An 11157-nucleotide genomic window follows, 5' to 3' on the forward strand; every position below is an offset into this window, starting at 1 on the left:
TGTCTTCCTAGTGGCCCAGCGCCGGTCGAAGGCGCTCGGCTTTCTGCGAGGGGTTGAGGACGGCGGTCAGGGCCACGGCCGCCAGCAGCGAGCCGCACATGAACAGGTAGGAGGCGCCGGGCCCGCCGGTGGCGCCGTTGAGGTAGCCCACCAGCCAGGAGCCGGAGAACGAGCCCAGCGCGCCCATGCTGTTGATCAGCGCCATGGCGCCGCCGGCGACGTTGCTCGGCAGCACCTCCGGGACGATGGCGAAGAACGGCCCGTAGGGCGCGTACATGCAGGCCCCGGCGAGCACCAGCAGCGCGTAGGAGGCCCAGAAGTGCTGGCTGCCCAGGGCGTAGGAGCCGTAGAAGGCCAGCGCGGCGACCAGCAGCGGCGGCCAGACGAAGCGCTTGCGCTTCTGCAGGCGGTCCGAGGCCCAGGACACCCCGAGCATGGCCAGCACCGCCACCAGGTACGGCAGCGCCGACAGCCAGCCGGCGCTGACGATGTCCAGGCCCGAGGCCTGCTTGAGGATCGACGGCAGCCAGAGCACGAAGCCGTAGACGCCGATGCTCCAGCAGAAGTACTGCAGGCAGAGGATGATCACCTTCGGCGAGCGGAACGCCTCGCGGTAGTTCTTCATCGGCTTGATGCCCTGCTGCTCGGCGGCCAGGGCGCGCTGCAGCGCGGCCTTCTCGGCCTCGTCGAGCCACTTGGCCTGGGCCGGGCGATCATCCACCAGGCGCCACCAGATGAAGGCCCAGAGCACCGCCGGCAGGCCCTCGATGATGAACATCCAGCGCCAGTCGAACCGGCTCACCAGGTAGCCGGAGAGCACCGACATCCAGAGGATGGTCACCGGGTTGCCGAGGATCAGGAAGGTATTGGCCCGCGAGCGTTCGGCGCGGGTGAACCAGTGGCAGAGGTAGATGAGCATGGCCGGCATCACCGCCGCCTCGACCACGCCGAGCAGGAAGCGGATGCCCACCAGCAGGTAGACGTCGCGGACCATGCCGGTCAGCGTGGCCAGGCCGCCCCAGAGGATCAGGCTGGCGAAGATCAGCTTCTTCACGCTGCGCTTCTCGGCGTAGATGGCCCCGGGCACCTGGAAGAAGAAGTAGCCGAGGAAGAACAGCGCGCCCAGCAGCGACGACAGCGCCGGGGTGATGTTCAGGTCCTCGGCCATCCCGGAGGCGGCGGCGAAGCCGTAGTTGGCGCGGTCCAGGTAGGCCAGGCTGTAGGTGACGAAGACGATGGGCATGATGTGCCACCAGCGGCGTGGGGCGAGTCGGTCGATCTGCATGGCGTTTCTCCTGAGCTTGTTGTTCTTGTCGCAACAGGTGCCGGCCGGGCCGGCGGGTTTCGGGGTTCAGGCACGCAGGCGCGCGTCGTGGGCTTCCAGTTCGTGGCGCTGCGGCAGGCCCTCCATGTCGCCGCGCGACTGCACCGCGCGGCTGCCGCACCAGTTGCCGCGGGCCACCGCCTGGCGCAGGTCGCGGCCTTCCAGCAGGGCACTGATCACGCCGACGGCGAAGGCGTCGCCGGCGCCCACGGTGTCCACCACCCGCGCCACCGGCTGCGGCGGCACCACGCCTTCGCGGCCGTCGGCGTCGCGGAAGTAGGCGCCCTCGGCGCCGAGCTTGATGGCCACGCATTCCACGCCCTGCTCAAGGTAGAAGCCGGCGATGGCCTCGGGCGACTGGCGCCCGCTCAGCAGGCGGCCCTCCTCCAGGCCCGGCAGCACCCAGTGGGCCTTGAACGCCAGGGCGTTGACCTCGCGCACCATGGTCGCGCGGTCCGGCCACAGCGAGGGGCGCAGGTTGGGGTCGAAGGAGACGCTGCGGCCGGCGGCGCGCATGGCGTCCAGCAATTGCCGGGAGAGTTCGCGGCAGCTCGCCGACAGCGCCGGCGGGATGCCCGTGGCGTGCAGGTGGCGCGCCCGCAGCAGGCCCGGGCGCAGCAGCGCCGGGGACAGGCGGCTGGCCGCCGAGTTGCGGCGGAAGTACTCCACCCGCGGGTCGCTGCCGTCGTCGCAGCGGGCCTTGAGCTGGAAGCCGGTGGGGTGCTCGGCGTCGATCTCGACGCCGTCGCAGTCCAGCCCCTCGCGGCGCAGGCTGGCGAGCACGAAGCGGCCCAGGGAGTCGTCGCCCACCCGGCTCAGCCAGTTCACCCGCAAGCCCAGGCGCGCCAGGCCGATGGCCACGTTGCTGTCGGCGCCGGCGATGCGCTTGCCGAAGCCCTCCACCTCGGCCAGGTCGCCGCACTGCTCGGCGACGAACATGGCCATGGTCTCGCCGAAGCAGAGCACGTCGTGTTCAGCCATGGCGCACCTCCGGGGCGCGGCCCAGCTGCGCCAGTTGCTCGACCTGCTCGCGGGTCAGGCTGGCCAGGTCGTCGCCGGCCAGCGGGTATTCGATGGCGCGCGGCACCCCGGGGGCGAAGCGCGCCAGCAGCGCCTCCCACTCGTCGAGGTCGGCGGCCTGCGGCGGCACCGCCACCAGGCGCCCGTCCTCGCGGCGGCGCACCGCCTTGCAGTGCACGTAGCGCACCCAGGGCCCGAGCAGGCGCGCCGCCTGCTGCGGCGACTCGCCCTGCCAGTGCCAGTTGCCGATGTCGAAGGTCATGGCCAGCGGCAGGCCCAGCTCGCCGGCGCGGCGGAAGAAGCGCAGCAGCGGCTCGACGCGGCCGCCCTGGGCGGTCTGGTCGTTCTCCACCAGCAGCACCGGCCCCTGCCCGAGCAGGGGGCGCAGGGCTTCGAGGTCGCACTCGTCACGGTAGTGGCCGAGGGAAACCTTCAGCGCCACTGCACCGGCCTCCCCTGCCAGGCGCAGGCGCCCGGCCAGCGCCGGCTCCAGGCGGCCATCGGCGCGCCACAGCTCCAGCGGCGCCGAGTACAGGCTTTCCAGGCCCTGGGCGGCGCTGGCCGCGGCCAGGGCGGCGGCGTCGGGCAGCGCGTCGAAGAGTTCTTCGCGCCATTCGACGCGGCTCGCGCCGGCCTCGGCCAGCAGTTCCAGGTAGGCGGCCTGGCCCCGCTGCCGCACGGCATCGGCGCCGAAGCTGGACAGGCTGATGGATACGGGGTTCGCGTGCATTGTTCTTGTCCTTCTCGTTCAGCCGGGATGAAACCGGTTTCATTTCTAGCCGAAAACCGCTGCGGCCTGGGCCGCAGCGGCTTCAGCCACGTACTGGGGTGGAACCTCGGACGATGAGTTCGGCGCGCAGGTCCAGGCGCCGCGCCGGTTGCGTGACGCCCTGCAGGCGTTCCAGCAGGCACTGGAAGGCCGCTTGGCCGATGCGTTCGGTGGGTTGGGCCAGGGCGGTGATGCCGCCGCCGACCAGGGGGTACCAGTCCAGTTCGTCGAGGGCGACCAGGCCCAGGTCGTCGAACAGGCGCACGCCCATCTGGTGCAGGGGGCGGGTGGCGCACAGGGTGGCCACGCCGTTGCAGGTGAACAGGGCCTGGGGGCCGTGCCCGGCGCTGGCGAGGAAGGCGGCCAGGCGTTCGCGCAGGTCGTCGCCGGTCTCCAGCACCTGGCCGCGCAGGCCGGGCCGGCGGGCGATGGAAGCCTGGAAGGCGACCACCCGCTCCTGCCGCGAACTGGTGCCGTCCAGCGGCTCGCTGACCGCCAGGATGTCGCGGTAGCCGCGGGCCTGCAGGTGGTCCAGGGCCTGCTCCACGGCATCGGCGTTGTCCAGGCCCACCAGGTCCGAGCGCAGCTCTTCCAGCTGGCGGTCCACCAGCACCATGGGCAGCTCGCGCGCCAGGCTGGCCAGCTCGCCGGCGTGGTGGCCGAGGGTGTTCACGATCAGGCCTTCGACGTTGTACGACTGCAGCGCCTGCAGGTGCAGGCGCTCCTGCTCGTCGTCGCGGTCGGTGTTGCACACCACCAGGCTGTAGCCGTGCTGGCGGCAAGCGGTCTCCACGCCATGCATCACGGCGACGGAGTAAGGGTTGCGGATGTCCGCCAGGAGCATGCCCACCAGGCGCGTGCGGCCGCGCTTGAGGCCGCTGGCCATGCGGCTGGGGCGGTAGCCGAGCTGCTCGATCACCGCCTCGATGCGCTGGGCGGTGGCATCGGCGAGCAGCTGCCGGTCGCCGCCGATGTAGCGCGACACCGTGGCCTTGGAGACGCCGGCGGCCCGGGCCACCTCGCTGATGGTGACCCGCCCGCGGGCAGGCGGAAGCATGTCGTTCACCCTGTCGATCCTTTTGTATTCACTTGTGCCGGAGGGCTATGAAACCGGTTTCAATAAATCAGGGATGGAGCATGCCGTCAAGCACCGGCGGACGCAATGGGCCTTCCGCGGATATTCTGCTAGGGTAGGAACCAGGAGATGGCATTCCTCCTTTAACCGCCCCCGTGCTGATGATGCCTGCATGACCCCGGACGACATCCGCCCCCGGAGGAATGGATCATGTCATCAGCCATGCAGCCGCTTTCCGGCACCGCCGCGCTCGATCCGCACGTCGCGGACACCACGACCGGCGACTTCCACAGCATCCTCTTCCCCGGCGCCCGCCGGCCAACCCTGGCCAGCGCGCCGCCACCCTGCTTCAGGGACCTGAACCTCGACCAGGTGGTCGACGCCATCACCGCGGACCGCCACGAGTACGACCTGGAGCCGTTCTTCTACACCCACCTGGACGACCTCGACGCCATCGTCTACCGCCAGGAAGTGATGCACGACCTGCTGGACCCCGGCCTGCTCGCCGACCTCCAGGCCTTCGCCGCCGGCATGCGCGCCGTGCGCCGGCACCTGGTGCCGGAAGAAAAGCTCTACTACGCGCGCCAGCAGCAGCGCAGCTTCGTCGAGGCGGTGCGGGTGTATTGCGACACGCTCACGCAGCTGGCGCGGGCCCTGGCCGCCCGCCCCTTCGCGTCGCGCGGCCTGCGCGGGCTGCTGGCGTACCTGAGGCGCTACCTGGCCGCGGAGCGCTTCGTCGGCCTGGCAGGGGACACCCGCCACCTGCTCGACGGGCTCGGCGCCGTCACCTACTCGATGCTGATCAGGGACAACCAGGTCCGCGTCCAGCGCTACGAGCCGACCGAGGACATCAGCGAGGCCATCGACAGGACCTTCGCGAAATTCCGCCAGGGCGACGTGCGCGACTACCACGCCAAGTTCAACGAATGGCCGGGCATGAACCACGTCGAGGCGGCCGTGCTGGACATGGTGGCGCAGCTCTACCCGGAGGTCTTCGCCGAGCAGGCCGGATTCTGCGAGAAGCACGCGGACTTCATCGACGCGACCGTCCAGGACTTCGACCGTGAGGTGCAGTTCTACCTGGCCTACCTGGCCTACATCCAGCCGCTGGTGGACGCCGGCATGCCCTTCTGCTTCCCCGGCGTGCGCACCGACAGCAAGGCCGTGTTCGCCCGCAACGCCTTCGACCTCGCCCTGGCCGGCCGCCTGGTGCGCAACAGCAACCGCCTGGACGTGGTGTGCAACGACTTCGAGCTGGCCGGGCGCGAGCGCATCCTGGTGGTCTCCGGCCCCAACCAGGGCGGCAAGACCACCTTCGCCCGCCTGGTCGGCCAGTTGCACTACCTGGCCTGCATCGGCTGCCGGGTGCCGGCCGAGGCCGCCGAGCTGTTCCTCTTCGACCGCCTCTACACCCTGTTCGAGAAACAGGAGCGCCCCAGCGACCTGCGCGGCAAGCTGCAGGACGACCTGCTCCGCGCCCGCGGGATACTCGAGGGCGCCAGCGGCCGCAGCCTGATCCTGATCAACGAGATATTCTCCTCGACCACCGCCAGCGACGCCGCCTTCCTCGGCCAGAAGATCCTCGCGCGGATCATCGCCCTGGACGCCCTCTGCGTGTGCGTCACCTTCATCCACGAGCTGACGCAGATGGGCCAGAGCATCGTCAGCATGATGAGCTGCGTCGACCCCGACGACCCGTCCCGGCGCACCTTCAAGGTCCTGCGCAAGCCCGCGGACCGGCTGTCCTACGCCCTCTCCATCGCCCGCAAGCACCGCCTCACCTACGACAGCGTGAAGGAGCGCATCCGGCCATGAAAGCCCACCTCATGTACCCGCAGGCCGACTTCGACCTGGACAAGCCGCCGCCGCTGCACGCCGAGGACCTGGTCCAGGACCTGGCCCTGGACACCCTGTTCGACGCCATGGCCGGCGACGACAAGTACCTCCGCCAGGTCGCCCGCTGCGCGCTGCTGACCGCCTTCGACAGCACCCCGGAGGTGGTCCGCTACCGCCAGGCGGTGCTGCGCGACTGCCTGGCCAACCAGGCTGTGGTGCGCGACCTGTACCGCCTCGCCCTGGACGTGCTGGGGCTGGAGCAGAACATCTACCTGAGCTTCATGACCAAGTACCCCAGCAGCATCATGCACCGCTCGCTGAAGCTGCTGCACCTGCAGATCGACCTGCTCCGGCGCCTGCGGCGGATGGCCGACGAGCAGGCCGGGCACTTCGCCTCGGAGGGCTTCGGCAAGCTGTTCGCCCTGATCCGCGAGGAGATCAGCGACCAGTACTTCGCCGAACTGCAGGACCACTTCGAGCAGCTCAAGCTGCGCAAGGGTTTTCTCGTCAGCGCCCGCCTGGGCCCGCTGAACCGCGGCGTGGCCTACTGCCTGCGGCGCTACCCCAGGCCCCAGGGCTCCTGGCTCAAGCGCCTGCTGGGCAAGAAGCCGGAGAGCTACGTCTACGAGATCGCCGAGCGCGACGAGACCGGCGCCACGGCGCTGTCGGAGCTGCAGGACAGGGGCGCCAACGAGGTGGCCAACGCCCTCGCCCAGGCCGCCGAGCACATCACCGGCTTCTTCGCCATGCTGCGCACCGAGCTGGCGTTCTACATCGGCTGCCTCAACCTGCGCGAGCACCTGAGCGAGCTGCGCGGCGACATCTGCTTCGCCGACGTCAGCCCCGCCGGGCAGTACCGGCAGGCCTTCGAAGGCCTCTACGACATCTGCCTGGCGCTGAACATGCGGCGCGCGGTGGTCGGCAACGACCTGGCCGGCGACGACCGCCAGCTGTTCGTCATCACCGGCGCCAACCAGGGTGGCAAGTCGACCTTCCTGCGCAGCATCGGCATCGCCCAGCTGATGCTGCAGTGCGGCCTGTTCGTGCCGGCGCGGCAGCTGCGCGCCAACCTCTGCGACGGCCTGTACACCCACTACAAGCGCGAGGAGGACGCCAGCATGAAGCGCGGCAAGCTGGACGAGGAACTCGCCCGCATGAGCGACATCGTCGACCACCTGAGCCCACGCTCCATCCTGCTGTGCAACGAATCCTTCGCCGCCACCAACGAGCGCGAGGGCTCGGAAATCGCCCGCCAGGTGGTGCGCGCGCTGGCCGAGGCCGGGGTGAAGACCTTCTTCGTCACCCACCTCCACGACTTCGCCCACAGCCTTTACGAAGCGCCGCCAGCGGGCAGCCTGTTCCTCCGCGCCGAGCGCCGCGACGACGGCGGGCGGACCTTCCGCATCACCGAGGGCGCCCCGCTGGCCACCGCGTTCGGCACCGACCTGTACGCGCAGGTCTTCACCGAGCCCGCGGCCGCCGGCTAGCCGCCGCGGGCCCGCAGCCGGGCCAGCGCGGCGGTGCCCGCGGCCATCAGCACGGCGGCGCAGACGAACGCCAGCACCGGCGAGACGGCGCTCCAGAGCAGGCCGACCGTCGCGCTGGAAACGAACTTGGCGGTGCCGTTCACGGTGCCGAGCGCGCCATAGCTCAGGGCCAGCGTCTGCGGCTGCACCATGTCGGCGGTCACGGTGGACTCCAGGGCCTCCTGCACCGACACGTACAGGCCGGCGACGGTGAACAGCAGCGCCAGCAGCGGCAGGCTGTCCACCCGCAGCCAGAAGGCCAGGGCCGCCAGCAGCGCCGTCAGGGCGCCCAGGGCATAGCCGGCGACCAGCACCGGCAGGGAGCCCAGGCGGTCGGCCAGCGCGCCGACGGGATAGGACGTCAGCACCTGCACCAGGTTGCGCCAGACGTACAGCAGGCCGGCGACCTGCGCCGCCTGGACCACGCCCAGGCTGCCGGCCAGCAACTGCGTGGCGGCGAGGATGAGCAGGCTGTGGCTGAAATCGCCGATGCCGAACAGCCCGACGGCCCCCAGGTAGCGCTTGAAGCGCAGCGGCAGGCCCTTCAGCGTCTGGAAGAACTTCAGCCCGGGGTTCGCCGAGTGCTGCGGGTCCCTGACCAGGGTCAGGAACGCCAGCACGGCCAGCACGCCGGGAATCACGCTCAGCCACAGCACCAGGCGGAACGGCCCGCTGGCATCATCCCAGGGCAGCCGCTGGGCCCAGCCCAGCAGCGCGACGCCCAGCAGGGGCCCGGCCACGGCGCCCAGGGTGTCCATCGCGCGGTGGAAACCGAAGGCCCGGCCGCGGCTCTCGGCCGTCACCGCCTGGACCACGATGGCGTCGCGCAGCGGGCCGCGCAGCCCCTTGCCGAACCAGGAGACCAGCCGCCCGAGGAGGATCAGCGGCCAGCCCAGGGCAAGGGCCAGCAGCACCTGCCCGACCGGCGTCAGCCCGTAGCCGATCACCACCAGCAGCTTGCGATGCCCCAGCTTGTCGGCGATGTAGCCGGAGAACATCTTGGTGTAGGCGGCCAGGGCGTCGGCGATCCCCTCGATGATGCCCAGCGCGGCGGCGGGAATCCCCAGCACCGCGAGGAACCCGGGCAGTATCACGGTGGTGGTCTCGTAGCAGAAATCGCCCAGGGCGCTGGTCACCCCCGCCCCCACCACCGTGCCGTTGAGCCAGGCCGCGCGGCCCGCCTTGCCGGCCGTTTCCGGCGCCTGCTGCTGCGATGGGTGCATCATGCCTCCTCGGTGGCGGAGCACGCGCGCCGGGCCGCCGCTACGCGGCGCGGCGGGTGGCTCGCGGGTTCAGCGGTTCTCGTCCTGTGCCTCGAATACCCGCTGGGCGTAGGTGTCCAGCAGGGCCTCGCACGCCTGCAGGCGCTGCTGCGCCTCGGCCAGCAGCGGTGCGCCGTAGAAGTCCAGCCTGCGGATCTTCTCCAGCCAGTTCTGCAGCTTCTTCAGGTCGACGTCGTTCTCTTCCAGCTCGGCGTAGGTGAAGTGGGAGGCCGCGGTCTCCTTGGCGATCTCCGCCTCGAAGTCGTCGCACTTGTCGAGCAGCTCGCGGTATTCCTCGTCGCGATCGGCCTTGAAGCGCGCGACCACCTTGTCCTCCTGCAACTGGTCCAGGGCGACGGTCTCGAGGATCACCGAATCGCCGCCCATGGCGCCGATCTCGTGCTCCAGCATCTTCAGCTGGCGCACGTGCTCGTCGTTCTTGGGCAGCAGGCAGACGCCGTTCTGCAGGTACACCGCGCCCATGCCCTTGAGCCTGCGCCACAGCGCGATGCGCTTCTTGGCCGGTTCGGAGGGGACCTTGTAGGTGAGCAGGAGCCAGTTCTGGTTCGTCATGCGTGCAACTCTAATGTAACCGTCGTTACATTTTAAAAGAATCAAAACTCATAAGCTTATTGTTGCAGGCAACGCTGGCGATATGAAACAGGGGGCAACGCCGCCACGGAGAGGCCGGGGGCTTTTCCCCGGTGCGGCAAAAGTGCTAGCTTTCGCCGCAGGAGATGGCATTCCTCCTTTAACCGCCCCCGTGCTGATGATGCCTACGTGAACCCTGGACAGGGTGCGTAGGTGTGCGTCCTGTCCTTTTGCAAAAGGACCGGACCGTGACCGCGACACCCCACCCACTCCCCTCCCCGGCATCGCCCGCACCCTCCTCCCACGGGGGCCCGCTGGCATGCTGAAATCCATCCTGGTGATCGTCCTGGGCGGCTCCATCGGCTGCCTGCTGCGCTGGTTCCTCGGCCTGCAGCTCAACGCCCTATTCCCCACCATTCCCCCGGGCACCTGGGCGGCCAACATGATCGGCGGCTACGTCGTCGGCCTGGCCGTGGCCTTCTTCGCCGCCAACCCCACCCTCAGCCCGGAATGGCGCCTGCTGCTGGTCACCGGTTTCTGCGGCGGCCTGACCACCTTCTCGACCTTCTCCGCGGAAACCTTCTCGCTGCTGCAGACCGGGCGCGTGGCCTGGGCGCTGGGGGAAATCGCGGTGCACGTCGTAGGTTCGCTGCTGGCGACGGCCGCGGGCGTTCTAACCTACACATTGCTGGGCGCACGCTGACGGAGGCGTAATCATGAAAGGCTACCTGGTGACCTTCTTCACCCAACAGAGCCGCCGCCACGGCGGCAAGCTGATCACCGACTGGATGGTCGACCTGGCCCGCGGCATGAAGCTCAAGGGCGCCACCCTGGTCCTCGGCGCGGAAGGCTTCGGCCATGCCGGGCGGGTGCACTCCTACCACTTCTTCGAACTGGCCGACCAGCCGGTGGAAATCTGCCTGGCCGTCTCCGAGGAGGAGTGCGAGCGCCTGTTCGAACGCCTGGAAGCCGAGGACCTGGCGCTGTTCTACGTGAAGACGCCCGTGGAAATGGGCACCGTCGGCAAGCGCAAGGCCGACCGCGACACCCCCACCACCTGACGACCACGGAGACCCGCACCATGAGCTTCACCGACCTCCCCGCCGGCAAGGGCATCCCGGACGACCTCTACGCCGTGATCGAGATCCCGGCCAACCACGCGCCGATCAAGTACGAGCTGGACAAGGCCAGCGGCCAGCTGTTCGTCGACCGCTTCCTCAGCACGCCGATGTTCTACCCGGCCAACTACGGCTTCATTCCCTCCACCCTCAGCGAGGACGGCGACCCGCTGGACATCCTCGTCGTCGCCCCCTGCCCGGTCGCGCCCGGCACCGTGCTGCGCTGCCGCCCGCTGGGGGTGATGTACATGACCGACGAGGCCGGGCCGGACGCCAAGATCATCGCCGTACCCCACGACAAGCTCAGCACCCTGTACGCCGGCCTGCACCAGTGCAGCGACCTGAGCGACCTGCTGCTCAAGCAGATCCAGCACTTCTTCGAGAACTACAAGACCCTCGAACCCGGCAAGTGGGTGCGCATGGAACGCTGGGGCAGCCTGGACGACGCGCGCGAGGAAATCCGCAAGTCGGTGGCTGCCTACGAAGCGGCGCACCGGGCCTGAACCCCACAAGACAAGAAAACGCCACGATCAGCCGATCAGGAACCCCCATGCCAGACTACCGCTCGAAAACCTCCACCCACGGCCGCAACATGGCCGGCGCCCGCGCCCTCTGGCGCGCCACCGGGATGAAGGA

General features: G+C 69.6%; 12 protein-coding genes and 2 riboswitches. Of the genes, 6 read left to right on the forward strand and 6 right to left on the reverse strand.

The window, feature by feature from the left end; genetic code table 11:
• Nucleotides 1-7 precede the first annotated feature (7 nt).
• The 4 genes from VV867_RS22330 to VV867_RS22345 form a co-directional block, all read right to left on the reverse strand.
• Nucleotides 8-1285, reverse strand: coding sequence for an MFS transporter (locus VV867_RS22330; protein ID WP_328567596.1), 1278 nt, complete (start codon nucleotides 1283-1285; stop codon nucleotides 8-10).
• A 66-nt stretch (nucleotides 1286-1351) separates the two neighbouring features.
• Nucleotides 1352-2305 (reverse strand): sugar kinase, encoded by a 954-nt coding sequence (locus VV867_RS22335; RefSeq protein WP_275626745.1) that lies wholly within the window; start codon nucleotides 2303-2305, stop codon nucleotides 1352-1354.
• Nucleotides 2298-3074 (reverse strand): AP endonuclease, encoded by a 777-nt coding sequence (locus VV867_RS22340; protein WP_109936267.1) that lies wholly within the window; start codon nucleotides 3072-3074, stop codon nucleotides 2298-2300. The genes VV867_RS22335 and VV867_RS22340 overlap by 8 nt, the downstream gene beginning before the upstream one ends.
• Before the next feature lie 82 nt (nucleotides 3075-3156).
• On the reverse strand, nucleotides 3157-4170 hold the full coding sequence (locus VV867_RS22345) for a LacI family DNA-binding transcriptional regulator (RefSeq protein ID WP_442965047.1): 1014 nt from the start codon (nucleotides 4168-4170) through the stop codon (nucleotides 3157-3159).
• Between the two features lie 134 nt (nucleotides 4171-4304).
• Nucleotides 4305-4366: riboswitch (Fluoride riboswitch) on the forward strand.
• A gap of 32 nt (nucleotides 4367-4398) precedes the next feature.
• On the opposite strand from VV867_RS22345, the gene VV867_RS22350 reads away from it, so the two are divergent.
• Nucleotides 4399-6003: a MutS-related protein gene (locus VV867_RS22350; protein WP_328567598.1), complete on the forward strand. Its 1605-nt coding sequence runs from the start codon at nucleotides 4399-4401 to the stop codon at nucleotides 6001-6003.
• Complete coding sequence (locus VV867_RS22355; RefSeq protein WP_328567599.1) at nucleotides 6000-7511, forward strand: MutS-related protein; 1512 nt, start codon at nucleotides 6000-6002, stop codon at nucleotides 7509-7511. The genes VV867_RS22350 and VV867_RS22355 overlap by 4 nt, the downstream gene beginning before the upstream one ends.
• Here VV867_RS22355 and VV867_RS22360 read toward each other — a convergent pair.
• Nucleotides 7508-8773: an MFS transporter gene (locus VV867_RS22360; RefSeq protein WP_328567600.1), complete on the reverse strand. Its 1266-nt coding sequence runs from the start codon at nucleotides 8771-8773 to the stop codon at nucleotides 7508-7510. The two genes, VV867_RS22355 and VV867_RS22360, sit on opposite strands and share 4 nt — an antisense overlap.
• 69 nt (nucleotides 8774-8842) lie before the next feature.
• Nucleotides 8843-9385, reverse strand: coding sequence for a Chromate resistance protein ChrB (locus VV867_RS22365; RefSeq protein WP_328567601.1), 543 nt, complete (start codon nucleotides 9383-9385; stop codon nucleotides 8843-8845).
• Nucleotides 9386-9536: 151 nt separating this feature from the next.
• A riboswitch (Fluoride riboswitch) is annotated at nucleotides 9537-9598 on the forward strand.
• Between the two features lie 124 nt (nucleotides 9599-9722).
• On the opposite strand from VV867_RS22365, the gene crcB reads away from it, so the two are divergent.
• From crcB to VV867_RS31210, 4 genes are all read left to right on the forward strand, one after another.
• On the forward strand, nucleotides 9723-10106 hold the full coding sequence (crcB, locus tag VV867_RS22370) for a fluoride efflux transporter CrcB (RefSeq protein ID WP_328567602.1): 384 nt from the start codon (nucleotides 9723-9725) through the stop codon (nucleotides 10104-10106).
• A 13-nt stretch (nucleotides 10107-10119) separates the two neighbouring features.
• Nucleotides 10120-10464, forward strand: coding sequence for a DUF190 domain-containing protein (locus VV867_RS22375; protein ID WP_109936260.1), 345 nt, complete (start codon nucleotides 10120-10122; stop codon nucleotides 10462-10464).
• A gap of 20 nt (nucleotides 10465-10484) precedes the next feature.
• A complete protein-coding gene (gene ppa / locus VV867_RS22380) occupies nucleotides 10485-11024 on the forward strand; it encodes an inorganic diphosphatase (protein WP_328567603.1) in 540 nt (179 codons plus the stop codon).
• A gap of 47 nt (nucleotides 11025-11071) precedes the next feature.
• The coding region (locus VV867_RS31210) for a hypothetical protein (RefSeq protein WP_432214029.1) at nucleotides 11072-11157 on the forward strand (86 nt) is incomplete at its 3' end.

Source organism: Pseudomonas sp. JH-2, assembly GCF_036231725.1.
Classification (GTDB): Bacteria; Pseudomonadota; Gammaproteobacteria; order Pseudomonadales; family Pseudomonadaceae; genus Pseudomonas; species Pseudomonas delhiensis.